General features: G+C 66.0%; 22 protein-coding genes. 12 read left to right on the top strand and 10 right to left on the bottom strand.

Annotated features, from left to right (window positions below; all coding sequences use genetic code 11):
• The coding region (locus OM513_RS13835; protein WP_264943522.1) for a hypothetical protein at window positions 1–110 on the bottom strand (110 nt) is incomplete at its 3' end.
• A 345-nt stretch (window positions 111–455) separates the two neighbouring features.
• Between OM513_RS13835 and OM513_RS13830 the strand changes: the two genes are divergently transcribed.
• The 11 genes from OM513_RS13830 to OM513_RS13780 all read left to right on the top strand — a co-directional run bounded on the left by OM513_RS13830 (window position 456) and on the right by OM513_RS13780 (window position 12,555).
• Window positions 456–1,142 (top strand): polysaccharide biosynthesis/export family protein, encoded by a 687-nt coding sequence (locus OM513_RS13830; RefSeq protein WP_264945046.1) that lies wholly within the window; start codon window positions 456–458, stop codon window positions 1,140–1,142.
• A gap of 332 nt (window positions 1,143–1,474) precedes the next feature.
• The gene (locus OM513_RS13825; protein WP_264945044.1) at window positions 1,475–2,416 is read left to right on the top strand and encodes a UDP-glucuronic acid decarboxylase family protein; all 942 of its coding nucleotides are present in this window, start codon (window positions 1,475–1,477) and stop codon (window positions 2,414–2,416) included.
• A gap of 67 nt (window positions 2,417–2,483) precedes the next feature.
• Window positions 2,484–3,623 carry a glycosyltransferase gene (locus tag OM513_RS13820; protein WP_264945043.1) on the top strand — a complete coding sequence of 380 codons (1,140 nt, stop codon included), beginning with the start codon at window positions 2,484–2,486 and terminating at the stop codon, window positions 3,621–3,623.
• Window positions 3,624–3,634: 11 nt separating this feature from the next.
• Window positions 3,635–4,870: a glycosyltransferase family 4 protein gene (locus tag OM513_RS13815; RefSeq protein WP_264945042.1), complete on the top strand. Its 1,236-nt coding sequence runs from the start codon at window positions 3,635–3,637 to the stop codon at window positions 4,868–4,870.
• A gap of 230 nt (window positions 4,871–5,100) precedes the next feature.
• Entirely contained in the window at window positions 5,101–6,939 is a 1,839-nt protein-coding gene (locus tag OM513_RS13810; RefSeq protein WP_264945040.1) for an ABC transporter ATP-binding protein, read from the top strand.
• Window positions 6,896–7,672, top strand: a complete 777-nt coding sequence (locus OM513_RS13805) for an inositol monophosphatase family protein (RefSeq protein WP_264945039.1) — start codon at window positions 6,896–6,898, stop codon at window positions 7,670–7,672. Before OM513_RS13810 ends, OM513_RS13805 begins: the two co-directional genes overlap by 44 nt.
• Complete coding sequence (locus OM513_RS13800; protein WP_264945037.1) at window positions 7,599–9,125, top strand: N-acetylneuraminate synthase family protein; 1,527 nt, start codon at window positions 7,599–7,601, stop codon at window positions 9,123–9,125. Before OM513_RS13805 ends, OM513_RS13800 begins: the two co-directional genes overlap by 74 nt.
• A 6-nt stretch (window positions 9,126–9,131) precedes the next feature.
• Complete coding sequence (locus OM513_RS13795; RefSeq protein ID WP_264945036.1) at window positions 9,132–9,851, top strand: acylneuraminate cytidylyltransferase family protein; 720 nt, start codon at window positions 9,132–9,134, stop codon at window positions 9,849–9,851.
• Between the two features lies 1 nt (window position 9,852).
• Complete coding sequence (locus OM513_RS13790) at window positions 9,853–10,470, top strand: acyltransferase (RefSeq protein ID WP_264945035.1); 618 nt, start codon at window positions 9,853–9,855, stop codon at window positions 10,468–10,470.
• 4 nt (window positions 10,471–10,474) lie between these two features.
• Entirely contained in the window at window positions 10,475–11,362 is an 888-nt protein-coding gene (locus tag OM513_RS13785) for a 6-hydroxymethylpterin diphosphokinase MptE-like protein (RefSeq protein WP_264945033.1), read from the top strand.
• Complete coding sequence (locus OM513_RS13780; RefSeq protein WP_264945032.1) at window positions 11,359–12,555, top strand: class I SAM-dependent methyltransferase; 1,197 nt, start codon at window positions 11,359–11,361, stop codon at window positions 12,553–12,555. Before OM513_RS13785 ends, OM513_RS13780 begins: the two co-directional genes overlap by 4 nt.
• A gap of 4 nt (window positions 12,556–12,559) precedes the next feature.
• Here the strand turns inward: OM513_RS13780 and OM513_RS13775 are convergent, their stop codons facing one another.
• From OM513_RS13775 to OM513_RS13765, 3 genes are read right to left on the bottom strand one after another with little or no spacing between them, the layout of a single operon-like run.
• On the bottom strand, window positions 12,560–13,666 hold the full coding sequence (locus OM513_RS13775; protein WP_264945030.1) for a glycosyltransferase family 4 protein: 1,107 nt from the start codon (window positions 13,664–13,666) through the stop codon (window positions 12,560–12,562).
• Window positions 13,666–15,195, bottom strand: a complete 1,530-nt coding sequence (locus OM513_RS13770) for a GMC oxidoreductase (protein WP_264945028.1) — start codon at window positions 15,193–15,195, stop codon at window positions 13,666–13,668. The genes OM513_RS13775 and OM513_RS13770 overlap by 1 nt, the downstream gene beginning before the upstream one ends.
• Before the next feature lie 29 nt (window positions 15,196–15,224).
• A complete protein-coding gene (locus OM513_RS13765) occupies window positions 15,225–15,875 on the bottom strand; it encodes a class I SAM-dependent methyltransferase (RefSeq protein WP_264945026.1) in 651 nt (216 codons plus the stop codon).
• A gap of 276 nt (window positions 15,876–16,151) precedes the next feature.
• Between OM513_RS13765 and OM513_RS13760 the strand changes: the two genes are divergently transcribed.
• The gene (locus OM513_RS13760) at window positions 16,152–16,913 is read left to right on the top strand and encodes a class I SAM-dependent methyltransferase (protein WP_264945024.1); all 762 of its coding nucleotides are present in this window, start codon (window positions 16,152–16,154) and stop codon (window positions 16,911–16,913) included.
• Between the two features lie 78 nt (window positions 16,914–16,991).
• Here OM513_RS13760 and OM513_RS13755 read toward each other — a convergent pair whose 3' ends face one another.
• The 6 genes from OM513_RS13755 to OM513_RS13730 form a co-directional block, all read right to left on the bottom strand.
• Complete coding sequence (locus tag OM513_RS13755; protein ID WP_264945022.1) at window positions 16,992–18,563, bottom strand: oligosaccharide repeat unit polymerase; 1,572 nt, start codon at window positions 18,561–18,563, stop codon at window positions 16,992–16,994.
• Window positions 18,560–19,768 carry a glycosyltransferase family 4 protein gene (locus OM513_RS13750; RefSeq protein WP_264945020.1) on the bottom strand — a complete coding sequence of 403 codons (1,209 nt, stop codon included), beginning with the start codon at window positions 19,766–19,768 and terminating at the stop codon, window positions 18,560–18,562. Before OM513_RS13750 ends, OM513_RS13755 begins: the two co-directional genes overlap by 4 nt.
• A gap of 1 nt (window position 19,769) precedes the next feature.
• Window positions 19,770–20,858 carry a glycosyltransferase gene (locus OM513_RS13745; RefSeq protein WP_406701374.1) on the bottom strand — a complete coding sequence of 363 codons (1,089 nt, stop codon included), beginning with the start codon at window positions 20,856–20,858 and terminating at the stop codon, window positions 19,770–19,772.
• Window positions 20,859–20,986: 128 nt separating this feature from the next.
• Window positions 20,987–22,213, bottom strand: a complete 1,227-nt coding sequence (locus OM513_RS13740; protein WP_264945018.1) for a hypothetical protein — start codon at window positions 22,211–22,213, stop codon at window positions 20,987–20,989.
• A 71-nt stretch (window positions 22,214–22,284) separates the two neighbouring features.
• Window positions 22,285–24,552, bottom strand: coding sequence for a GumC family protein (locus OM513_RS13735; protein ID WP_264945017.1), 2,268 nt, complete (start codon window positions 24,550–24,552; stop codon window positions 22,285–22,287).
• Window positions 24,553–24,779: 227 nt separating this feature from the next.
• On the bottom strand, window positions 24,780–26,156 hold the full coding sequence (locus OM513_RS13730) for an O-antigen ligase family protein (protein WP_264945016.1): 1,377 nt from the start codon (window positions 26,154–26,156) through the stop codon (window positions 24,780–24,782).
• Window positions 26,157–26,260: the final 104 nt, after the last annotated feature.

Here is a 26,260-nt window from a genome sequence, read left to right as displayed (position 1 = left end):
TCGATCTTGCGCGCGTCCTTGTCCACGCACACGACCTCATGGCCAAAATCCGAAAAACACGCCCCAGATACCAGGCCTACATAGCCCGTCCCTATCATCGTGATACGCAATGCGATCCCCCATTGCTGAACGTTATCGCCCCATCGCTACGGGCAGTTTTGCTGCATTGCAATAGAATGTGTCCGGCGGCCTGCCGCATTCCGATACCGTTGCCCTGCGGCGGCCTGTGCGGGGAGGGGCGCGGCCGCGATCGCGGCGCGCGATTGGTGTTTTGGCTGCGCGGACGTCTCCGGCATATTGCGCACGGCCCGGTTTGCGGCCTATTCCATGTCCGATTGCAGATTGACCAGCGGAAGGGTGCAGCCTTCAACCTTGTGCGGTTGCGGAATCGCGGCCCGCGACTTGATCGCTTGAGCCAGGGGACCTCGACGATGAAGCTTTGGAAAGGGAATCAGATGAAGGGCTGGGCAGCGCTTGTCGCGATCGGGCTGTTGGCTGCGGGCTGTACGGAGCGTGCGAATCTGCCGGCAGGTGCCGATGCCTATGCGCTGATCCCGCCGCCGCAGGAAAATGTGCAGCTCCGCGAATATCGCATCCTGCCGGGCGACCAGCTTTCGGTGATCGTCTATCGCGAGCCCGATCTGTCGCTGCCGGGGGTTCAGGTGGACACGGCCGGCAAATTCTCGCTCCCGCTGCTCGGATCGGTCGACGCGGCGGGCAGGACAGCCGAGGAGCTGGCGGAGGACATCCGTTCGCGGCTGGCAGCCCAGTATCTGCGCGAACCCAAGGTTGCCGTGAACGTGGCCTCGGCTGCCTCGCAGCGCATCGTGGTCGAGGGATCGGTGAACCAGCCCGGCCTGTACGATATCCGCGGCGAGACCACGCTTCTGGGCGCGGTTTCGCTGGCACGCGGGCCGACGCGCACTGCGGCGCTGAGCGAGGTGGCGGTCTTCCGCCGTTCGGGCAAGGACCTGATCGCGGCGAAGTTCGACATCGCGGCGATCCGCAAGGGCGAGATGCGCGATCCGGAGATCCTGCCGGGCGACACCGTGGTGGTGGGCTTCTCGCAGCTCAAGTCGGCCTGGCGCGACTTCCTGGCCGCGGCGCCGGCCTTCGCGATCTTCCGCCCGCTATACGACTGATCCCGCCCGCGCGGCGGCAGCTTTCCCGCGGCCCGCATCCTGTACCGGATGCCGGCCGGGGAAGCTGGCGCCGTGTCAGGCGTCTTCATTGCGGCGCGGCAATCCTAGCCGATGGCCACGTTCATCAGGTGCTCGCGATTTCGGGAAGGCGGCCGATCCTCTTTGATTGCTTGGCCCCGGGCGTTTGGCTATGCCATGGTGCAATGCAATATCGAACGATGCCTGGGTGGCCGTGTGAAGCCCCGGCATGGCTTCCGTGCCGTGGTTGCGAACGCGATACGACGCGGATATTCAGCGGCAGGACATAAGGAGGGCGCGTGAAATCAGGACGGATGAGCGACCGGCGAGTGCTGGTCACGGGTGGCGCGGGCTTCATCGGCAGCCATCTGTGCGAGCGGCTGCTGGGCGAGGGCGCCGACGTTCTGTGCGTCGATAATTTCTTCACCGGCCGCAAGCGCAACGTCGCGCACCTGCTCAACCATCCCGGTTTCGAGCTGATGCGCCACGACGTCACCTTCCCGCTCTATGTGGAGGTGGACGAGATCTACAATCTGGCGTGCCCGGCCTCGCCGATCCACTATCAGCACGATCCGGTGCAGACGACCAAGACCTCGGTCCATGGCGCGATCAACATGCTGGGGCTGGCGAAGCGGCTGGGGGCGAAGATCCTTCAGGCCTCGACCTCCGAGGTCTATGGCGATCCGGACGTGCATCCGCAGCAGGAAAGCTATTGGGGTAATGTGAACCCGATCGGGTTCCGCTCCTGCTATGACGAGGGCAAGCGCTGCGCGGAGACGCTGTTCTTCGACTATCACCGCCAGCACAAGCTGCGCATCAAGGTGGCGCGGATCTTCAACACCTATGGCCCGCATATGCACCCCAACGACGGGCGGGTGGTGTCCAACTTCATCGTCCAGGCGCTGACCGGCCAGCCGGTGACCATCTATGGCGACGGCCAGCAGACGCGCAGCTTCTGCTATGTCGACGATCTGGTGCGCGGCCTGATCGCGCTGATGGAGACCGACGATTCGGTCACCGGCCCGGTGAACCTGGGCAATCCCGGCGAGTTCACGATGATCGAACTGGCAGAGGCGGTGCTGCGGCTCACCGGCTCCAAGTCTGAGCTGGTCCGCCAGCCGCTGCCGCCCGACGATCCCCGCCAGCGCCAGCCCGATATCACCCGCGCGCGCGAATGGCTGGGCTGGGAGCCGCGCATTCCGCTGGAGGAAGGGCTCAAGTCGACCATCGCCTATTTCGACGCGCTCGTCCGCTAAGGAAGCGCGACGGGCCCTTCGGGGCCGGTCCGCCCGCGCGGATGCCGCACACAGGGGGTGAGCGAACATGCGCATTGTCCACGCCATTACCAGGTTCATCCGGGGCGGCGCCGACGAGAACACGCTGCTGACCGTCAACGGCCAGGCGGCCGCGGGCCATGACGTGCATCTGATCCATGGCGACTATCACGAGACGATGATCGCCGCGGTGGACCCGCGCGTGACGCTGCACCATGAGCCCTCGCTGGTCCGCGCGGTACGGCCGGTGGAAGATCTGCGCTGCCTGCGCGCGATGACGCGCTATTTCCGCGAGCACCGGCCCGATATCGTCCATACGCATGAGAGCAAGGCCGGGGCGATCGGTCGGGCCGCAGCATGGCGCGCGCGGGTGCCCACGATTGTCCATACGGTGCATATCCTGCCCTTCATCGGCGTCTCCGCGCCTGTGGCGGCGGTCTATCTGGGGATCGAGAAGCTGGCGGCGCGCGTTACCCGCGCCTTCATCGACGTGAGCCCCGGGATGCGCGAAGCATGCCTGGAGCGCGGAATCGGCACCGCGGCGAACCATCGCGTGATCGAGAGCGGGATGGACATCGATCGCTTTCGCGCCGCCGCGCCGCTGGCCGAATTCGCGGCGGAGGGCGTGGTGACGGGCCTGATCTCAGGCACGCTGGAGCCGCGCAAGCGCGTCGCCGAACTGATCGAGGCGCTGGTGCGCAGCGGGCGCAGCGACTGGCGGCTGCTGATCGCGGGCGCAGGCGACGAGCAGGAGCGCATCGCGGCGCTGGTCCGCGCGCACGGGCTGGAGCAGCGGGTGCTGCTGCTCGGCTTCCGGCCGGATCTCGATCGCCTGATCGCCTCCGCCGATATCTGCATCCACGCGGCGACCAACGAGGGCTTGCCGCGCGTGATCGTGCAATATGTGCTGGCCGGCCGCCCGGTGGTGGCCAGCCATCTGGTCGGCATCGAATATGTCGTGCGGGACGGCGCGAACGGCCTGATCGTCGATGGCGGCGACACCGATGCGCTGGCATCCGCCTTCTTCGCGCTGGCGGACGATCCGGCGCGGCGCGCGGCCATGGCGGAAGCGGCGCGCGCGATCGATCTTTCCCGCTGGGACCATCGCGAGATGGTGCGCGCGATCGAGGAAGTCTATGCCGCCGCGGTGGGGCAGGGGGCAACTCCGCCCGCCCCGGCGCGGGTCTGAAGGGAAGCGCGATGACCCGGCTGCTGTTCTGCGTCGATCACGTCTTCGCCCGGGCGGCGGATGGCACCATCTATACCACCGGCGGCAAGTTTCCTTATGCCAAATGGCTGGAATATCTTGAGTATTTCGATGAACTGGTAGTGGTTTCGCGCGGGCGCGGCGCCACCGAGGAGGATATCCGCAAATCGGTGCAGGCTTCCGGGCCGAAGGTCAGTTTCCACCTGTTCGACGATCTGCGCGGCGTGAAGCGGCTCGCGACGCTTTCCGAACAGCGCGTCGCGCTGGCGCGCGAGGTGGATGCGGCGGACGCGGTGATCGGGCGCATCCCCAGCGAGATCGGCATCGCCGGATGCGATCAGGCACGCCGCGCGGGCAAGCCCTGGCTGGTCGAGCTGGTCGCCTGCCCCTGGGACGCGCTGTGGAACCATGGCTCGCCGCTGGCCAAGGCCTATGCGCCGGTGATGGCGCACCGGATGCGCCGCGTCGCGCGGCAGGGCAAATTGCTGCACTATGTGACGCGCGAATTCCTGCAGCGGCGCTATCCGCCGGGCGGGGCCTTCGTCTGCGCTTCCAACGTGATGCTGCCCGAGCCCGGCGAGGGGCTGATGGAGCGGCGCATCGCCGGGTTGCAGGCGTGGCGCCGGGGCGACCGGCCGGTGGTGTTCGGCACGATCGGGGCGCTGTTCACCCGGTTGAAGGGAATCGACCAGGCGATCGAGGCGCTGGCCGCCGCGCGGGACGGGCTCCCGCCGTTCGAATATCGCGTGCTGGGCGAGGGCGCCCCGGATCGCCTGCGTGCCGTGGCCGAGCGATTCGGCATCGCGGATCGCGTGCATTTCGATGGCGTGCTGCCCGGCGCCGCCGCGGTGGCGGGCTGGCTCGACGGGATCGACGCCTATCTCCAGCCGAGCTTCCAGGAAGGGCTGCCCCGCGCGACGATCGAGGCGATGGCGCGCGGATGTCTGGCGATCGGATCGACCGTCGGCGGCATCCCCGAGCTGCTGCCCGCCGGGCGCATGCACAAGCCGGGCGCCGCCGGCGAACTGCGCGAACGCATCCTGTCGCTGGTTCAGTCCCCGGCGGAGCGCCTTGCCGAGGAGAGCCGCCGCAATTTCGATGTTGCGCAGCGCTATTCCTATTCCGCGTCGCTCGCCGAAAAGCGCCGCGCCTATCACGCGCTGCGCGAATGGGTGCGGCGGGGGACGATGCCGGGGGAGGCAGGGCAACCGCTTCCGGATGCCGCGTGATGCGTATCGCGGCTGTTCCGTAACGGCAGCTTCGCGGCGGCCGGCGCGGTTTTTGTGCATTGCGTCATTTGTGGAACCGCTTAATAAGCTGAGGGCTCAGGCTGAGCTGGCCGGGGGTGTAATCCGGCGGCTTTGAGTGACCGGGGGATTGGGTTGCGGATGATGGTCGCCGGAAACATTGTCCTGCTGCGCCTTGGGGCGTCGCCGCTTCTGGTGGGCGGTTCGATCCGATGAACGAAGCCGACATGATCGAAAGCCTCGCCCCCAAGCCGAAGGGGGTGGAGCCGCCCGAAACCGTCCTGAGTTCGTTGCGCCGCCTGTGGGCGCGGCTTCCGCGCCGGCGCCGCATTCATGTCGCGCTGGTTCCCATTCCGATCCTGCTGGCGGCGCTGGCGGAGACCGCCAGCCTGGGCGTGATGCTTCCGTTCCTTGCGGTGCTTGCCGCACCGGAGCGGGTGTTCTCGATTCCCGCGGTTCAGGGCTTCGCCAACATGCTGGGGGTTTCCACGCCTCAGGAGCTGCTCGGGCCGCTCACGATCGCGTTCGCGGTGGTGGTGATGGGCTCCGCCGCGCTGCGCATGCTGGTGGCATGGGGCAATTCGCGCCTCGCCTATGCGATAGGCGAGGATATCGCGATGGAGGTGTTCAACCGGACGCTCCACCAGCCCTATTCGCTGCACGCCCAGCGCAACAGCGCCTCGGTGCTGAGCGCGCTGGTGAAGATCAAGGCAACGTCGCTGACGCTGGTCAACACGCTGGCGATGGTCAGCAGCACGATGATCGCCACCTTCATCATCGTCAGCCTGCTGATCATCAACCTGAAGGTGGCGCTGGGCTGCTTCTTCGTGCTGGCGGGCATGTATTCGGTGATCATGCTGATCACGCGGCGTCGGCTCTCCGCGAACAGCCGCGTCGCGGCCAAGGCGCATACCCGCGGGATGCAGACGGTCAGCGAGGCGCTGGGCGGTATCCGCGACGTGCTGCTGGACGGCAACCAGGCCTATTTCTACCGCGAGTATCACCGGTCGGTACATGCGGTCGCCCGCGCGCAATCGAATAGCTATTTCGTCAGCTACAGCCCGCGCTACGCGATCGAGGGGCTGGGGATGACGATCTTCGTGCTGGTGGCCTATACGCTTACCGGCCAGTCTGGCGGCTTCGCCGCTGCGCTGCCGCTGCTCGGCACGTTCGCGCTCGGCGCGCAGCGCCTGCTGCCGGTGCTCCAGCTCATCTATCTCGGCTGGGCCAATCTGCGGGCGAACCAGGCCACGCTGCAGGATATCCTGGTGTTCCTCGACCAGACCGTCGGCGCCGATTTCGGCAAGGTTCCGCCGGAGCCGCTGCGGATGGAACGCAGCGTCGCGTTCGACAAGGTCAGCTTCTCCTACGCTGGGACCGATCAGGCCAAGGTGGTCGACGGTATCAGCTTCACCGCCGCCAAGGGCCAGCGCATCGGCTTCCTGGGCTCCACCGGCAGCGGCAAGAGCACCACCTTCGACCTGCTGATGGGCCTGCTGACGCCGACGGAGGGGGCGATCCTGGTTGATGGCGTGCCTCTGACGGACGCCAACCGGCTCGCGTGGCAGCGGGGCATCGCGCATGTACCGCAGACGATCTACCTGAGCGATTCTACGATCGCGGCAAACATCGCCTTTGGCGTGCCGGCTAAGAAGATCGACATGGATCGCGTGCGCGACGCCGCCCGCAAGGCGCAGATCGCCGAGTTCATCGAGAGCCATCCGGGCGGATATGACGCGCCGATCGGCGAGCGCGGCGTGCGCCTGTCCGGCGGGCAGCGGCAGCGCATCGGCATCGCACGCGCGCTGTACAAGGAAGCCCAGGTGTTGGTGCTCGACGAGGCGACCAGCGCGCTCGACAATTCCACCGAGGAATCGGTCATGGAGGCTATCCGCGGCTTGGGCACCGAGCTCACGATCTTCATGATCGCGCACCGGCTTACCACCCTCAGCGTCTGCGACACGGTGATCGAGCTCGACCACGGAAAAATCACTGCGATCGGCAGCTATGACGAAATTGTCCAGCAGCGCCTCCACCGGCCCGCGGCTTGATGCCGGCGAGCTGCAGGCGATGACGCGCGAAGAGGTCCGGGCCTTCCTGGCCGGCATTGCGGACGCCGTATCCGCGGCGATGCCGCAGATCGAGGCGACGCGCTACGACATCGTTTTCAAGGAGGACGACAGCCCGGTCACCACCTCGGACGTGTTCCTCGAGGAGCTGGTTACCGCGCATGTCACGCAGCGACTGCCCGGCGTCACCTTCATCGGCGAGGAAAGCTATCGCCCGGGCAGCCCGATCGGCGACGGCTATGTCGCCGTGCTGGACCCGATCGACGGTACCGAGAATTTTTGTTCCGGGCTGAAGGAATGGGGCCTGGCGTTCAGCCTGTGGCACGGGGGCGTGCATCTCGGCTCGATGCTGATGCTGCCGGAACTCGGCGAGGGGCTGATGACCGGCGATGCGATCCGGCCGATCCGTTCGCGCATCACCGGCTTTTCCTCGTCGGTCTCGCCCGCGCTGTTGCAGGCGATGGGCGAGGCGGGCGAATGCCGGATGATGGGCTGCGCGGTCTATAATCTCTACAATGTCATCCGCGGCGCGTATCGCCGCTTTTGCAACCCGAAGGGCGCCTGGATCTGGGATCTGCTGCCCGGGCTGATGCTTGCGCTCGAACACGGGTGCGAGGTCGAGGTAGATGGTGAGGCATATGATGGACGGTTTCTCCAGCCAGATCGAAAATATCGCATCGACATACGTCACCGATACGATCTTCATCCTGGGTAAGGGGCCCTCGATCGATCAGATCCGTCCGGAGACGTTCGCGGGATCGCTGGTGATCGGTCTCAACGATGCGGAACGCATCGTGCCGGCCGATATCTCGATCTTCCATGCCGATTGGGTGCAGGCGGCGCTGGCCGAGTCCGGCTTCCAGTCGCAGCTCTACGTCACCTCGACTAACTTCCACCCGCTGCGCGGGCGGGTGGCGCGCGCGCCCTATGTTCCGATGTCCCAGGATTCGTCGGACCTGATGATGCAGCGCTTCCTGACCGACGAGTTCGTGATCGAGGACGTGTTGTTCCTGTCTGCGCTGAAGATCGCGCGCATGGTGGCCCGGATCCGCAAGCGGCCGCAGGCGGTCTATATGGTCGGCTTCGATTTCTCGTCGGGCCAGGGATACAGCCACGCGATCGATCGCGATTTCGCGCTGGACGATGCCGAGGAAAAGTCGGCGCGCATCTCGCTTCAGGAATATTTCTTCGTCAACACGCTGTACTTCCTGAAGAACTCCGATCTGAACGTGATCCACGTCGGCGATCGGCCCTTTTCGGTCATGTCGCCGGTCGAACTGAACGCGCAGTTCGGCCCGCCCGCGCACCATCATGCGGTGGATGGCGGCAGCCGCGCCGCGATCGTCGCGGAACTGACGACCAATCATTTCGGCGATCGCACGCGGCTTGAGCGGATGATCCGCGCCGCGCGCGCGGCCGGCGCCGATTACGTCAAGCTCCAGAAGCGCGATGTCGAGAGCTTCTACAGCAAGGAGCAGCTTGATTCGGCTTATGTCTCGCCGTTCGGTCCTACGTTCCGCGACTATCGCAACGCGCTGGAACTGTCGCTGGAGGACTTCGGCTTCGTCGATGATCTCTGCAAGTCGCTGGGGATCAAATGGTTCGCCTCGGTGCTGGACGAGCCTTCGTTCCGCTTCATGCTGGAAATCGATCCGGGGATCGTGAAGCTGCCCAGTACCATTTCGGAGCACACCGACTACCTCGCCTATGTCGCGCGCAACTATCGCGGCGAGGTCGTGCTTTCGACGGGCATGACCGGACAGGAATATGAGCGCTGGGTGCTGGACACGTTCGTCCATTCGCCCAAGCTGCACCTGCTCCAGTGCAACTCCGCCTATCCCACCCCGCACCGGGATTGCCATGTCGCGGTCGTGCGCCACTATCACGAGCTGTCGCGGACCGAGCCGCGCATCGTGCCGGGCTATTCCAGCCACGATCACGGCTGGCTTGCGTCGGCGCTGGCGGTGGCCGCAGGCGCGCAGATGCTGGAGAAGCACGTCAAGCTCGGTAACACCGAATGGGCGCATTTCGATGCGGTCGCGGTGGACCTGACCACACCCGCCTTCAAGGAATATGTCGATCGCGTCCGCGAGGCGGAGATGATCGTGGGGCGCGAGGAGAAGCAGGTCACCGAGAGCGAACACCACAAATATTTCCGCAGGGCTTGATCGCACATGGGCGCAAGGGGTTCAGAACCAGTCATCGGCTTCGTGCCCTGCCGCGCGGGCAGCGAGCGCGTGCCGCGCAAGAACATGCGCCCGTTCGGCGGCCATGAGAACGGGCTGATCGAGCTGAAGCTCTGCCAGCTCCAGGCGATGCCCGAGCTCGACAAGATCGTTGTCTCCTCGAACGACGAGGAGGTGCTCGACTATGTCGATCGCTTCGCGCGCGCGCACGACAGCCGTTTCGTCGCCTCCGAACGCCCCGACGAGCTGGGGCGCAGCAGCACGTCGATGGACGATTTCATCCTCTACATCGCCGAGATGGAGCGCGAGGGGCTGATCTTCTGGACCCATGTGACGTCGCCCTTCGTCACCACCGAAGTCTATCAGGCCGGGCTGGCCGCCTATTATGCCAAGCTGGCCGAGGGCTATGACAGCCTCGTCTCCGTAACCGCGATCCACAAGTTTCTGTGGGACGAGAACGGGCCGGTCAACTACGACAACAAGGTCGAGAAATGGCCCCGCAGCCAGGACATCCGGCCGCTGTTCGAGATCAACCACGCCATGTACGTCATGCCCTATGCGCTGATGCGCGAGATGGGCGATCGTATCGGGCGCCGGCCCTATTTCCATCCGCTGCCCGAACAGGTGGCGATGGACATCGACTGGGAAGACCAGTTCACGCTGCTCGACCGCATCGCGCATATCCGGCGCGCTGCGGGGGAGCTGTAGGTTGGCGGCCAAGCCCAAGGGATTGGCGCGGCTGCTGCGCAAGCTCGACAGCATCTCCACGCGCCTGGGAATGCGGCTCAAGCGCCGCTACCTGCTGGCGCTTGGCCAGACGGCCATCGCTGCGGATGCCAGCGTCTCCTGGTCCGCCAACATCAACCTGCGCTGGTCGTCGAGCGGCGGTACGGTGCTCAAGATCGGCGGCCGCACCAAGATCCGCGAGAACACCTATCTCAGCACGCGCGGCGGATCGATCACGATCGGCAAGCGATGCACGGTCAACCCCTTCTGCGTCATGCTCGCCGAAGGCCCGATAACGATCGGCGACGACGTGATCATCGGCCATTCCAGCAGTGTGATCGCGTTCGATCACCGGTTCGACGATCCGGAGACGCCGATCGCGCAACAGGGCGATATCGCAAAGCCGACCACGATCGAGGACAATGTGTGGATCGGCGCCGGTGCGCGCATCCTGGGCGGAGTAACCATCGGCCGCGGCGCGATCGTCGCGGCGGGCAGTGTGGTGACCAAGCCTGTTCCCGCAGGGGCAATCGTCGGCGGCGTGCCGGCCAAGGTGCTGCGCAACCGCCTGCCTCAGCCGCCAGCCTCGCCGGAAGATTGACGAGATGCCAAACCTGACCCCGCCGTGGACGGACGATTACCCCGCCTCCCGCAAGCCGCTGGCGTGGCTGCGCTATAACCTGCGCAGCCTGCGTATCCGCGGACTGAAGCTGCGCGATCCGCGGCTTACCGCGCTGCACGACAAATACCGCGGGCGGCGCTGTTTCATCATGGGCAACGGCCCCAGCCTGATGAAGCGCGACCTGACCGCGTTGAAGGACGAGATCACGTTCGGCGCCAATGCGCTGTTCAAGCATTTCGACGAGCTGGGTTTCGTGCCCACCTTCTGGTGCCAGGTCGATATCAGCCAGGCCGAGGATTGGGCCGATGAGCTGAATGCGGCGCGGGGCTTCACCAAGTTCGTGTCGCTCAAGAACAGCTTCGCCTATGCGCTCTCGCCCGAGGTGATAACGCTGAACAGCAAGTTCACGACGCGCCATGACGATCCGGACGACCCCGGCGAACCGATGTTCTCAAAGAACGCCGCGGCCGAGGTCTATCATGCGCAGACGGTGACCTATGTCGCGCTCCAGCTCGCCTATTACATGGGCTTTTCGGAGGTTTATCTGATCGGCGTCGATCACGACTACGGCATTCTTCCGGAGCTGTTCCCCACCGGCAAGCCGATCATCACCGCCGAGAATATCGAGCTGGCGAACAAGTTTCACTTTGCCGGCAACCACTACAAGATCGGCGACCGGCTGGGCATTCCCAAGTTCCACATCATCGAGGCTGGCTATCGCCTGGCGCGGAAGGTCTTCGAGGCTGACGGCCGCCGCCTCGTCAACATCACCGATGGCGGCAAGCTGGAAATATTCGAACGCGATTCGTTCGACGCCGTGCTTGCCCGCCCGGCTCCCACCAACACCCAGGTCGAAGGCATAACGGCATGAAGAAGACGCTTCGCAAGGCCGCGGGCCGCATCCTGCGCAAGGCGGGGCTCGATACGGGCACGGGCACCCGCGATCTGGCGATCAAGCGCGGCGGCAAGACCACCGGCGATGGCCCGGTGTTCGAGGCTTCCGACGGGCGCCGCTACACGATCAGCACGAAGCAGCGCTATGGGCTGAAGCCCACCTGGCAGGTGATTTCCGGCCTGTCGCTGCTCCAGGAACTGAAGGGCCGCGGCCTGCTGGACGAGGCGGGAGAGGCGCTGCTCGTCCGCCTGCGCGGCGAATATACGATCACGGCGCCGATCGAGGAGATCAACGCGGCGGTCGCACCCTATGTGGAGCGGCATCGCGACATCATCATCGGCGGCGGCATCTCGAACATCGGCAAGCGGGTGCTGAAGCCGCTCCGCGAAGAGGTGGAGGCCAAGATCACTTCGAGCACGGCCAGCCATCGCCGCCGGCTGGAGGAGTTCGCCGCGATCGGCCGTCCGGTCGATCCTGCCGCTTCCTCGGTGCTGGAGATCGGCTTCATCTCGGGCGGGGAATCGATCGTCGCGTTCGATCGCATGGGATTTCGCGCCTCCGGCCTCGACTATTTCTATGACGGCGCTTTCGACACGGTCTCGCGGTTCCAGGAGGTGCGCGAGATGACACAGACCGGCGCGCGCTTCGCCTTCGGCGACCTGACCAAGCGCACCGAGTTCGAGGAGGGCGAGTTCGACGTCATCTATTCGGCGCAGGTGCTCGAACATATCGTTGATCTGGGCGCGGCGTTCCGCGAGATGTACCGGCTGCTGAAGCCCGGCGGGGTGATGTTCCACAACTGGGACCCCTATTTCCATCCCCTTGGCGGCCATTCCTTCGGTACGCTCGATTTCGCCTGGGGCCATCTGCGGCTCTCGGAAGCCGATTTCGACCGTTATCTGGCGGAACTGCATCCGCATGAGGCGGAGCATGCCGCACCGTGGGTCCGCGGGTCGCTCAACCGCTGCAACAGCCAGCAGGTGATCCAGCGGCTGCTGGTGGAGGCTGGCTTCGCGGTGCGCCGCTGGCGGACGCTGCCGATCCCCAGCCGCGCCGGCATCGTGCTGGACAGCGAAGTGGTGCGGGACTGCCTGGAAAAGAACCCGCATGTCGCGCTGGACGATCTGACTACCCAGGCCGTACACCTTATCGCCGAGAAGCCGGCCTGAGGCGTCAGGCCAGCCCGTCGAGCACCAGCTCCGCGCGGCCTTTCCAGGTATAGTGCGCCTCGAACTCGGCCTGCGCGCGCGCGCCCATGGCCTTGCACGCGGCGGGATCGGCGAGCAGCGCGTCGAGCCGCTCCGCCCATGCTGCCGGATCGTCCGGCGGGCATAGCGCGGCCGTATCGCCGTCGCGCAATATCTCGCGGATCACGGGCAGGCCGGATGCCATGATCGCGCGGCCCTGGGCCATATATTCGAAGATCTTGAGCGGCGACATCCAGCGGGCCACGTCGGTCTTGCCGTCGGAGACCTGGACGCGGGCCGAATAGGGCGCCAGCACCACATCGCAATCGCCCAGGTGGCGGGGCACGTCCGCATGGGGAACCATGCCGCGGAAGAACAGGTTGGACTGCCCCTGGGTCTGGGCGGTCCACCGGGTGATATCGTCGGGCCGGCCGCCCAGCACGACGAAATCGACGTTCGGCCGCATCGCCGCCAGCGCGGCGATCGTCTCCATCCCCTTGCCGGGATAGAGATGCCCGGCGTAGCCTGCGCAGGGCCGGCCGGGGTTGGGCCGCGTGATCGGGACAACGCCTTCGCCTGCCGGATCGGCGCCGTCATGGGCCACGATCGTCCGCCCGGCCGCGGCGGGCCATTCGGCGGCCAGATCGTCGGCCAGCGCCTGGGAGATGACCACGATGCGCCGCAGCCGCGGGCTGGCCAGCATGCGTGCGAACGCGCGGCGCTGCGCCGGCTGATCGGGGCCGATCAGCGTGTGCAGCTCAAGGACCAGGTCGAGCCCCAGCCGCATCGCGGGGAGGAGCTGGATCGGCTTGCGGCCATAGACGATCGCCGGGCGGGCCGCGCGCATGATCGCGGCGGCGGCGAGCGAGAACAGCTTCTTGCGCACGCCGAGCCGCGCCGGAAGCGGCACCGCGACGGCGCGGAACGGATGGGACAGATGGTAATGCGCGCCGATGCCGCCGCCGGAGCCCTTCAGGTGGACCAGCAGCGGCGCATGCCCGTTGGCGGCGAAGGCGGCGCACATCTTGGCGACGTTGACCGTGCTCGCCTCCGGCCCCGGCATTTCCGAATCGTGGATATAGCCGATCCGCATCAGCGATCGCGCCCGAGCAGGTGGTCCGCAAGGCGATAGGAGACGGCCGCGATCGTCAGGAACGGGTTGGAATAGCCATAGGTCGGGAACACCGACGGCCCGGCGATATAGAGGTTCGCGGTGCCATGAACCTTGCAGTCGGCGTCCACAACGCCCTGGCGCGGATCGTCCGCCATGCGCGTGGTGCCCATGAAGTGGGAGTGGATCGCGGTGATCGGCCAGTCCCCTTGCGCCTTCAGCCCGCCGAACTCGACATGGCCGATGCCGCGCGCGCGGACCACGCCGTCGAGCAGCTCGAAGAAGCGCAGGATGGAGGCGCGGTCCTCCTCGGTCAGCCGCCAGGCGATGTCGATCAGCGGCACACCGTTCGCGTCGCGCTTGCCGGAAAGCGTGACGCGGTGCGTGGCGTCGGGGATCTGGTCCAGGAAGCCGCGCAGGATGAAGGTGCGCGCGCGGAGCTGAAGCCCTGCCAGCTTGCCGATCGCTTCGAACGCCAGCAGCCCGAGGCTGGGCAGCAGCTTGCGCATCACCTTGTTCTTCTCGATCAGCGGCGACGCGATAGCGCTGGAGCCCCGTGCCCGCTCGAACGCCTTGCTCGACTGGAATTCCAGGAGCGGGGAGAGCTGGACATAATGGTTCGGGAGCTGGTGGCGGCGCTGGAACTCCGCGGTAAAGCCGATTCCGGCGCGCGCGAGCGTGGGGCCGATCCGCTGATCGCTGTAGAGCGGATGATGCACGCCCACGCCGCGGCGCAGAACCAGCGCGGCCATATCGGCCTTGGGGTGGGTCGAGAAATAGCGTCCGACCAGGTCGTGCGCGTTGCCGATGCCGGCTTGCCGGACGTGGTTGGACGCCAGCAGCAGGCGCGGCACCTCCAGCCCGCCGGCGGCGAGCACATAGCGCCGGGCCTGGATGCGCGCGCGCGAACCGTCCGGCCGTGCGACTTCCGCGAATTCGATAGCGGTGGCATCCGCATTCTCGCGCAGCGCGACGACGGGCGCGTCGAGCATCAGGCGCGGGCCGCCGGGCCGATCGCCCTTGGCCTTCACGATCTCACCGATGTTGAACGGCGGCTTTGACCAGGCGAAGCTCTTGAGCTCGAAGCCGTCGCTGGCGATGGCCTGCTTCAGCCCCTCGGGCCGTTCGGGAACGGTGATGCCGGGGTCTTCGGCCAGCCCCATCAGCGCGAAGGCGCGCGAATAGCCGCTGGCCAGCGCATCGCGCGAAAAGGGCCAGCGGGTATCGGCCATCCATTCGCGATGATCGAAGTCGATCGCCTCGAACGGCGCGACGCGGCCCGCCCACAGGTTCGACGAGCCGCCGACCTGGAACGCGCGGCCGAACTGGAGATCGGCGTTGCCTGCGACATCCAGCCGGTCGATCGTCGCCTTCGCGGCGGCACCCGGATCGCGATTGCCCGCTTCGACGAGGAGCACGTCCTCGCCCGCGGCGGCCAGCTCGAGCGCGACGATCGCGCCCGCCGGCCCCGATCCGATCACGCACGTCCCGCAGGTGACCGGTTCGTTCATGCTGCCCTCCGATCGCGCGGCCTGGCGCGTTACTTCACCGCCACGGCGTGCATGTTCGACGGCAGCATCGAATCGGTCAGCGTCGTGCGATCACGCGGGCTCACCGTGTTGTACTGCGCGATCACGAACAGATCGAAGAAGCGCATCGTGAGCGACATCAGCGCGACGATCGGCCGCATCGGCGGAAAGATGTCGCACTGCATGTTGATCCGCTGCAGCAGGATGCCGATCGTCTCGAACGGCTGGCTGGCGCCGCGCAGCATCTCGATATGATCCCAGTCCTTGAACAGGAGCCGGAAGCCATAGGGCGTGAAGTGGAAGAAGTTGTCCGGCGCCTCATGGAAAGAAAAGATTGCACTGGCGCCCAGGATCAGCTTGCCGCCCGGCTGAAGAATGCGGTGGAATTCGCCGATCAGCACCGAAGGATCGGGCACATGTTCCAGCAGGCCGGTACACAGGATGACCGGATAGCTTTCCGACGGGATCTTCGACATTTCCAGATAGTGGATGTCGACATGCATGTCGGCCGGAACATCCCGGCGCTTCGTCACCGTATAGGCGTTCGGGAAATAGGGTGCGTAGTCGACGTCTTCGGAATGCACGACCAGCGTCCGCTCCGTCGTCGCGAAATCGCGGCAGAGACGGTCGAGATTGCGCGTCGATAGCTTGCCCTTGTTCATCGGAAGCCGGCAAAGCTTCCGCCAAATCTTGTTCTTCGGATAGGTGTCCTTAACCGGCGGGATGGTTGCTGTCACGGTCCGGCTGCCCCCTGGATGCTGCGCTGCGATACCAGCGATGACATCCCCTCGCGCGATCGTCAACCGGGCTGTTCCGGCGCATTTGTGCAGATTTCCGGCGATCCGATGCTGCACACCAAATTCGTAGGAATAGGGGGTTCGTGCTGCTATGCAGAATCATCAAAGAGTCGCAGTAACGAACCTCGGGAGTAAAACCGGATGGGGTCGAACGAGCGCGCAGGCGGGCTTGCCGTCAAGGTAGAGGAAATCGCGAAGCATCGCGATCGCGATTGGGCGGTGAAGAATTTTCAGCGCACCGTGATCGATCTGATCGGCTGGAGCGGAGCCAGCTCGGTGCTCGAGGTCGGCGGCGGACGCAGCCCTTTCCTGAAGCAGAAGACGATAGAGCAGCTCGGGGTCGCCTATACTTCCAGCGACATTCTGGCCAGCGAGGTCGCGCTCGCGCCCGATTGGATCGAGAGCATCGTCCTGGACGTACAGACGCCGGACAAGTCGCTGATTGCGCCCTATGCCGGAAAGTACGATTTCGCCTTCTCCAAATGGGTGATGGAGCATGTCGGCAACTACAAGCGCGCCTACAGCAACATCTATGACATATTGCAGGAGGGCGGCATCTATATCGCGCTCCACCCGATCCTCTATTCGTTGCCGTTCGTGGTGAACCGGATCGCGCCGGACTCCGTCACCGCGCCGGTGCTGCGGCTGTTCTTCCCGCACCGTAACGATGCGGAGACGCCGAAATTCCCGGCGCTCTATTCGGGCTGCCGGATTTCCGGGCGGGTGCGTGAAGACATCCGCGCGATCGGGTTTCGCCAGGTTTGGCAACTGCCCTTCTATGGGCATAATTACTATTCGAAGATCCCCGTGCTGCGGGAGATGCACCGGGCCGTCACCGCCGGCGTGCGTGGCCTGAACCTAACGCCGATGGCTTCCTTCGCTTATACGATCGTGCAGAAGTAGCGGGGGCTGTCGGCGGGGCGATCCGCCGTCGAAGGGTCAGGACCGACGAGGCCGATCACGCGGTGCCCGGCGCGGCCGCTAGCTGGTTCGAAGCACGGGCCGTTGCCGCGTTCCAATGCGGACGACGCCCAGGCAGAAAGCGAATATCAGCAACAGCAGAATGGTACGCGCCAAGTCGACGAAGTCCTTCGTCGAGCCGTCGAACTCGGACAGCATGATTATGTATACGACCCAGAAGAACGGAACGCCGCGATAGACGCTTGCGGCCCTTGCAAGATGCTGGTGCAGCATGCCGAGAAGCCCAAACACCAGAATCACGCCAAGATAGGAGAAATTCCAGAAGGCCTCGGTGACCGCATTGACCGGGAAGCCATAGAAGGACACGTCATCGAAGGTGATGTTTCGTGAAAAGCCCCTGTAGTTATAGATGTAATTGTAGGAGTCGGCGGAGCGGGGCTTGTCCGGCCATATCGCGCGCGGCACCCAGAAGGAGACGGCGTAGACATAGGTGGTACCCCAGAGCAGGCCGTCCTTGTTGGCACCGGCGAGCGCGGCGAGAGTGGAATCCTCCTGGCCCCGGTTCTTGATATCCTCCAGCGCCCTAGAGAGCGTCGCGCCATAGTTCAGGGGGTTGAATGCTTCGGTGTTGACGGTGTCCGACGAATAGTCCTGACGGATCGCGCCGAACCCGCCCAGGATCAGCAACCCGAGCAGTGCGGCCCCCATCGTCGGCAGAATGAGGACCTGGCCCCTTCGTTTCCACCACAGAAGAATGATCGACAGCACCGCTAGAATCGCGCCGCTGCGCGATCCCGTGGTGATGATGCCAAGGACCACCGACAGCGCAATGGCGGCTAGTAGAAACGGGTTCTTCCATGGCTGGTCCTCATACATGAACCAGACCGCGACGATCGAGATCATCGCGGCGGCGGCGAACAGATACTGGCCGGAGCCTTCGAACAGTTCCGATCGCCCGCCGCGCATTGCCACCAGCAGCGTGTTCACGCCGCCCTGGCTGAGAATGAAACCAACGACGATCAGAAAAAGCGTGCCCGCAAAAGCGATCGACACCATTCGCACCCGCTTTGGCCGGTAGAGGGTTAGCAGCGGCACGGTGATCTTCGGCCCGAACAGGAACGCCGCCAGATAGGCGGCCTGCGCCAGGCACAGCAGCAGCGTATATTGGAGATTGAGCCACGCAAGGTCGATCAGGGGAAGCTGCATGGTGACCGCGCGGCTGATGCTGGCGACCGACAGGTCCACCACCGGGCTGTCAAACGGGAAGAACAGCGAGAAGGGGTTCTTCGTCAGGCTCTTGCCCAGGTTCAGCACCAGCGGCAGGACCAGCGGATGCAGCCAGCCATATTCGCGCTTGGCGAACAGGAACGGGTAGGCGAGCAGCAGCGCGTAGACGAGCTCGGCTGTCACCCGCAGGCCGAGCAGCGGCTGGGCGTCGGGATTGAACATCGCGGCGGCGAAGGGCAGTACCACGCGGTAGATCAGCAGATATGCGACGATCAGGATTCTGACCGCGGGCGAAATCGGCAGGAATATGTCGGATCCGCTGAGCTTTCCGGCGATGCCGCGGCGGATGCGTATCCGGAAATTAGGCTGAAATTCAGTCGCTTCGCGGTCGATGGCCGATGTCACCTTGCCGCCTCCGCCGCTAGCCGGTCGAGCAAATCCCCATAGGCGGTAGCATTGGTGTCCGGTGCGAACAAGCGCGCGGTAAGCAGCGGTCCCGCCGCCCGATAGCGGGCGAGCCGCGCCTCGTCGGCGAGCAGGGCGGCGATCGCGTCGGCCAAAGCGGCATAGTCGCCCAGCGGCACGGCGACGCCGCAATCATGCCCCTCCACGATCTCGCGGACCGAGCAGACCGCGAAGCTGACGAAACCGCTGCCGCACGCCAGCGTCTCGATCATGCAGCGCGGCAACCCCTCGCGGCGCGATGCCAGAGCGACGATGTCCGCCGCGCGATACCAGTCGGCGACGCGATCCGAATATCCGGCGAAACGCACCGAATCCTGCAGGCCGTGCTTCTCCACCTCGGCCAGGCAGGCTGCGGCATAGGGATCGCTGCCGGGCTCGAAATCGCCGACGAAATAGGTGATCGCCCGCGGCGCGCGATCGCGCAGCGCGGGCAAGGCCTGGGCGATGAAATCGAGCTGCGCCTTCTTGTCGTCGAAACGGCCGACATAGACCACCGCCGGCCGATCCGGATCGATGCCCAGCGATGCGCGGATCGCCTGCCGCTCCGGCTCCGGCACCGGGAAATAGCGCTCTGGATCGACGATCGAATAGAGATGGGCGAACTTGTCGCGCTGTCCCGGCTCTTCCGAGGTCGGGTGCAGGTCGGCGCGCCAGGCCTCCTCCATCTCGCGCGAGAGCACCAGGAAACGGTCGCACAGCCGCAGCGCGCGGTGCCAGCGCGGGCCGGCGTGCTGCTGGTTGCTGGTATCGCGGACGTTGTAGATCACGGGAACGCCCGCCAGCCGCGCGCCATATACCGAGTTCCAGAACGCGCGCTGTTCGTTCGCATGGACGATGGTGATGCCGTGGCGCTTCACCGCGCGGAAGGTCCGCCAGTTGTTGCGCAGCCGGGACAGGGCCTGGCGCAGGCGATAGAGCGGGGAGGGCGATCCGTCGCGATACGCCCGTTCGGTCATCTCCCACATCTCGACCGGGGCGGCCGCGCGCAGCATTTCGGTCACCGAGCTTTCGCGGTTGGTGACCACCAGCCGGTCGATCGCGGGCGTCGCGCGGACGATCTCCGCGATGCTGCGGATGCCGCCGTCGGCGCCGCTGCCGATCTGGTGGATGACGAACAGGACCTTGCGGGCGCGGGTTCCGGTCATGTCAGATCAGGCCGCGCGCCTGGAAGAGCTGGCGATAGGATTCGGCGATGCGATCGAGCGAGAAATCGGCCGCCCGTTCGCGGAGCTGGGCGGGATCGATCTTCGAATCGATCGCCTCGCCCATCGCGCGGGCAAGCGCAGCTTCGTCGCCGATCGGCACCAGCGTGCCGTGCCGCCCGTTCTCCAGGATCTCCGCCGGGCCGCTCGGGCAATCGGTGCTGACCACCTTAGTCCCGCAGGCGAGCGCCTCCGCCACCACATTGGCGAAGCCTTCCCAGCGCGAGGAAAGGACGAACACGTCGCTGGCGGCCATGGCGGAGAAGGGGTTGCTCGAAAATCCGGGCATCAGCAGGTCGTCGCTGATCCCCAGCGTGGCGGCGAGCGCCTCCAGCGCGGGGCGATCCGGCCCTTCGCCCAGGATGATCAGCCGCGCGTCGCGCTCCTTGCGCAGCAGCGCGAAGGCCTTGAGCAGCGTGGGCACGTCCTTCTGGCGGACCAGCCGGCCGACGGCGAGGAGGACCGGTGCCTTCTTGTCGCGGAGCCAGGCATATTCGGGCTCGGACGCCGCCTTCTCCTGTACGCTCGCGATATCGACGGGGTTGTTGATCACCGGAACCGAACCCGCAGGCCGCTTCATGATCCGCTCCACGTCCTGCGCCACGCCTTCGGAGATGCCGTTGATCGAGGCGGCGAAGCGATAGAGCGTCCGGATCAGCGTGGGCCAGTGGCGGGCGATCGCGTCCTGCGACACGCCAGCGCTGGCGCTGGGCGAGTTCTGGACGGAGATATGGACCTTGCTGTCCCAGCGGAACAGCGCCTTGCCGAGCAGCACCAGCGCATCGGTGCCCACGATCGGCGAGACGATCAGCCGGGGCTTCGCCGCGCGGACATAGCGGTTGAGCGGAAACAGCGCCTTGCGCAGCTTGCCGGCGCCCAGATCGACGATGCGGATCGCGGGATCGATATCGTCGAGGAAGGGGCCGGTCTTGCGCACCAGCGCGATCTCGACCGAAATCCCGCTACGCGCCAGGCAACCAGCGACTCCGATCATCGCGCGCTCGGCACCCCCGCCGTTCGCTGCCGGCAACACCACGCTTATATCTACCAAAGCGGCTCCCCCGATTCACGCAGTTATATTGCATTGCAGCAGAGCCTTCGCACTAACTGCCTCGCGGCAAAGATTCAACGGGCGCCGCGGACCCGGCGGAACGCAGACGGCTATTGGATCGCGCCGATGTCCGGAACAACCGGCGCGCGCCCGGCGATCTGCACATTGTCGAGTTGGATGGTTGCGCTGGAGCGGGTCCGCGCGGTGCGCAGCGTCAGGCTCTGGGCGGTACAGCCGCTTGCGGGAACATCGAAAACGATCGTCTCGGTCGTCCAGCCGGGAGCCGATGTGCTGCGGACCGGGGCCTTCATGATCACGGTGCCGCTGTCGTTTCCGCAGTTCAGCCGCCAATTGAACCCCGCCCGTGATCCTTCGGTCAGCGAAACCTCATAACGCAGCGCGTGGCGCCCGGGGGGCAGGAGCAGCGTCTGGCGCGCGGCCACGACCTCGCGATCGCCCGTCGCCGCGATCTGCAGAACCGGATCATTGCTCAGATCGTTGCGCCAGGGCGTCGATATCGCCACCCACTGGTTTTCGCCGACGCTCCAGCCGAACGGACCCCAGCCGGCGAGGTCCGCCGAAGAGAGGCCGTCGAAACCGCCGTCAACGATCCCTTCGCGTGGATCGCCCGGGACGTTGCCGGCTGCTCCGCGCCAGATCTGGACTGTTTCCACGAGTTTGCCGTTGGACAAAAGATAGCCGAACATCGGAGCCACCGCGTCCCGTGGCGGCCGCACCCCGGCCTTGGCGGAACCGACGATCAGGGCACCCAGATTCGTCGCATCCTGCGTATCGGCCGGCCGGAACGCCCGGAAGAAGCGCGGTGCCCAGGCCGGACGGTCGACAAGGCGGCGGACAAAGGCGGCGCGGCCGTCTTCGGTAGCGATCAGCCGGTGCAGCGCCTGCTCGGCCACGTCCGAATGAAAGCCGGTGCGCAAAAGCGCGTCGGCTGCCAGCGCGGCGGTGCCCAGATCCTTCGTCTCCAGCGCACGGTTCAGCACGCGCTCCTGCGCGAAGCCGTCGCGCCAGCCCAGCCGCGCGGCTAGGATGATCGCGGTGGCGGCCACATCGGCCTGGCCATTGCGCTCCGCGACCTGCGCCAGAACCCGCAGCGCCTGCGATTGTTGCCCCGAAAGCTCGATCGCTCGCACTGCCAGGGCCTTGGCGCGCAGGAGATCGTTCTTCTGAAGCGCGTTCTCGGCGCTCTGGGCGGCTGCGGCGGCGGATCCGGGCCAGATCGAGAAAGCTGATTCCGCCTGGTTGTTGCGCAATGCGATGCCGGCCCAATTGACCCGCACGACGATGACCGCGAGCGCCAGGGCGACGACGATGCCCAAGCCAACGCGAACCGCGCGCCGTGGCAGCAGCACCCTGGCCGGCCCGTCGCTGCTGCCGGGGGCGCCGGCCACTAGCCGTTCTTGCCCGCGTCTTCGAGCTTGTACCCGTGGCCATAGCCATAGCCATAGCCGTAGCCGTAGCCGTAGCCATAACCGTAGCCATAGCCGGCCGCCTTAGCATTGAACTTGGTCAGCACGACGCCGAGCAGGCGCGATCCGATGATCGAGCTGAGGCGGCGCACGGCGCTCTTGGCGTTGCCACCATGCCCACGGCCCGCCTCGACCACGAAAATGACGTTGTCGGCCTGGCGGGCCAGCAGCATCGCATCGGCGAGGCCGGGGAGCGGCGGGCCGTCGATCACGACCAGATCGTATTGCGACCGCGCCTCATTGAGGATCGAGGCAAGGATTTCGCCCGACAGCAGGTCGCTGGGATCCGGCGGAAGCGGGCCGCACGCGATCGCGTCGACGCCCTCATATTCGGTCACCTGGCGGACCTGCGCGATCGTGGCCTGATTGGTGAGCAGGTTCACGAAGCCGGCCTTGGCGCTCAGCCCGAGCAGATAGTGGATCGACGGCTTGCGCAGATCGCCGTCGATCACCAGCACGCGGCGCCCCAGCCTGCCGAAGCTGCGGGCGATCGCCGAAACGGTGGTCGACTTGCCCTCGCCGGGCTCCGTGCTGGTGACGAAAATCGAGCGCGGTGCGCCGGTAGAGGTGGAGAATTCCAGCGTCGTGCGTAGCGTCTGGAAGGCTTCGGAAATCTCCGATCGCGTCTGCTTGAGCTCGTCCCAGGTCGAGCTGTCCTTCGGCGCCGCCGGGATCGTGCCCAGCAGGCGCGCGCGCAGCTTGAGCTCGACGTCGTCCGGCACCCGGATCGCGTCGTCGAGCTGTTCGCGCAGGAACACCAGAACTGCGGCCACGCCGACGCCGACGATCAGCGCCAGCAACAGGTTGACGAGCAGCTTGGGAGAGCTGGGCGAGCCGGCGGGGCGTGCCTGATCGATCACCGATACGTTGTTCGCAGCGTTGCCGGCCACCGCCGCCAGCTCCTTGTAGCGCTGCAGCAGCGCGTCATAAAGCTCGCGGTTGGTGTTCACCTCGCGCTTGAGGATGTTGTACTGGACGAGGCGGCCTTGCTCCTCCAGCGCGCTTTCGCGAAGGGCGGTCACCCGGCCCTGCAGCGCGGTCTCCTGCTGCTGCAGCGTGAGGTAATTGTCGCGAATGTTGTTGCGGATCGCCGCGGCCTGGGTCTGGAGATCGCTCTCTACGACCTTGAGCTGCCGCCGTGCCTCCTCCACGGCAGGATGGCCCGCGCTGTAGCGGCCTTCAAGCTGGGAAAGCTCCCCCATCTGCGTCGAACGGCGCTGAAGGAGATTCTGGATCATCGGGTTGGAAACCACCTCGGCCAGCGACATGAGCGGGGTGGCGCTGGCGATTCTCCAGCGCTGCTCGGCTTCCACCCGCTTCGCGTTGAGCTCCGCATAGGCCTGGTTGAGGCTCTGGAGGTTGGCGATGGGCAGGGTAACGGCGCCGGCGTTCTCGCCGCCCGCGTTGGCGGTGTCGATCAGCCCCTTCTCGCGCGAATAGGCCAGAAGCTGGCGCTCGGAATCCTCAAGCCGCACCCGCATCTCGCTGATCTGGCGCTGGAGGAATTCGCGGGCATAGGCGGAGGAGTTGTAGCGGCGCTCCAGGCTCGACCGGATGTAGCTGGCCGCATAGGCGTTGGCGACATTCGCGGCGACGCGCGGATTGGGGCTGGCGAACGTCAGCGTCGCGACCATCGATCCGGCCGGCAGGTCGACCGTCAGATTGCGCTGGAGCAGGCTCAGCACCACCTCTTCGCGCCGCGCCTTCACGGCCGCGTCGTTACCCACGATCTCGTCGCGGCCCATCGCCTTGATGAAGTCGTTGTTGTTGGCAAGGCCGAGCGCGTCGGACACCCGTTTAGCCAGCGCGCGGCTTTCGAGGATCGTGATCTGGGCGGGAAGGTAGCGCGAAGCCTCGCTGCCCGGAGCGAGCTGCGCGTCGTTGCCCGGCAGGATCGGCGCGACCTGCTGCTCGATCTGGATGCTGGTGCGCGATGTATAGATCGGCGTGGTCAGCAGCGTTACGCCCACGCCGGCCGCCGCGGCCACCGTCAACGTGCTGACGATGATCAGCAGGTTTCGGCGCACCAGCGCGATGAGGTCGAGAATCGAGAAGCCGCCGGCTGCCGCGCCGGGATCCGCCACGTCCTGGACTGCATAGCCTTCGTCGGGGACGTAGAGCTCCTCGAGCTCCGAGGCCTCCTGCGAGGAATCACGCTGGGGACGGTTCGGTAGAGGTGAGCGATTCAATTCTGGTCTCACACTTCGTGTTGGCGGCCTTGCGGCGATGCGGGAACGCTACGGCACGTGTCGTTTATGCTGACCGGTGAGCAGCCCCAAATCGGTTTGATGCTGCACTGCGATCACCGGGAAATCAATCGAATTGCGCCCTCCACGGGCCTGTCGTGGCTTTCATCATGGTCGCTTTCCTGCCGGCCCGGGCCGTTCCGCCCGCGCTATCATCCTCCGGGAATGGCTCATCCCCGGTCCCGGGGCCGCAGCTTCACGATGCCGGCCGGCTGGCCGCCGTCGCCCTGGGGCGCACGGCCCGCCGCCGCGCCGCGCTCGTCCCCCGGCCGGTAAAGCAGCCCGCAGAGCATCCCGAACACCGTGAGCAGTGCATAGGTGCGAATCGGATAGTCCACGAACGAGTGAAGGAGCAGCGCCATCAGTGCCACCAAAGCAGCGCGTGCCGCCGTGTCGCCATATTCGACGGGCCTGCGCCGCAGGGTCGCGATCGCCCGCGCGCCCAGCAGCGCCAGGAAACCCGCCAGGCACAGCAGCGCGACTACGCCGCCCTCCAGCAACAGCTCCAGATAGTCGTTGTGCGCATGATTGATGAAATGGTCGCCGACCATCTGCAACGATTCCATCGACTGATAGGATAGCACGAAGGTGCCGAGGCCCGAGCCTGCGGGGAAATAGGCAAGCGAGGCGTAGAACACGTCCGGCCAGAAGCCGAACCTGCCGTCCGACGCGGCTTCCGCGAAACGGGAGATGCCCGATCGCACGACGCCGCTGCCGCTGACGAGCAGGACCACGCCGAGCAGACCCACTACCGCGCCGGTCACCGCGACCCGCTTGCCCAGGATCGGCAGGAACATCAGCGCCGAAAGCGCCATGATCATCACCAGCAGCGTCATGCCCGCACGCGATTGCGTCGCCGCCAGTCCTGCGGTGAGCACGATGATGGCGCCCAGCAGCATCAGCCGCACCGGCGACACATTCGACCGCGCCGCCAGCAGGCCGATCGCCAGCGCCACCGAAATGTAGAGGAGCGAGGCCTGATGGTTGCGGTTCGCGAACAGCCCGATGAAGCGCGTGAGGTGCGACGTCGGGAACGGCACCAGCCAGGGGCTGCCGATCGCGACCTGGGCGATGCCCAGCGCGACGCTGAATATCGCGACGCCGATCAGAATCCAGGCGAACAGCTTGCGCTGCGCCTCGCTGGCGCCCAGCGTCGCCCAGAACATCGCGACGGGCAGGAGCAGGGACAGCCAGGTCTTGATCGTCGCGCCCGGATCGAGCGTGAGCGGTCGCCAGCCCAGCTCACCGATGAAGGCCGATTGCGCGGCCGCCTGTTCCCGGCCCGGCAACTGCGACCAGATATCGAAAGGCAAAGGCACGAGCTGAAGCAGCGGGACCGCGAGCAGCACGCCCACCGCGATCTTCACATGGCGCGGCACATGCGGGCCGCGCCAGAACAGGAAGTTGAGGATCAGCGTGACGATCGCGAGCAGTTCGAGCACCATCACCCGTCCCGGCACCTCGCCGGAGGTGCCGCCCAGCAACGCCGCCAGCAGGAGCAGCAGGCCGCCCGCGAGGGCGCCGGGATTGCGGAGCCAGGGTGCCACCTGCCGGTTCATCCGGCCCGCCGATCCGCAACGCGGAAGGACGCAGCCGCCACGCGCGGCGCGGCGTGCCTGTGTGCGGAGCGGGTCTTGCGATCGATCCGGTC

The organism is Sphingomonas canadensis (assembly GCF_026013525.1).
Taxonomy (GTDB): domain Bacteria; phylum Pseudomonadota; class Alphaproteobacteria; order Sphingomonadales; family Sphingomonadaceae; genus Sphingomonas; species Sphingomonas canadensis.
Note: the sequence above shows the minus strand (reverse complement) of the source record. Positions and strands in the feature narration are given on the sequence as shown.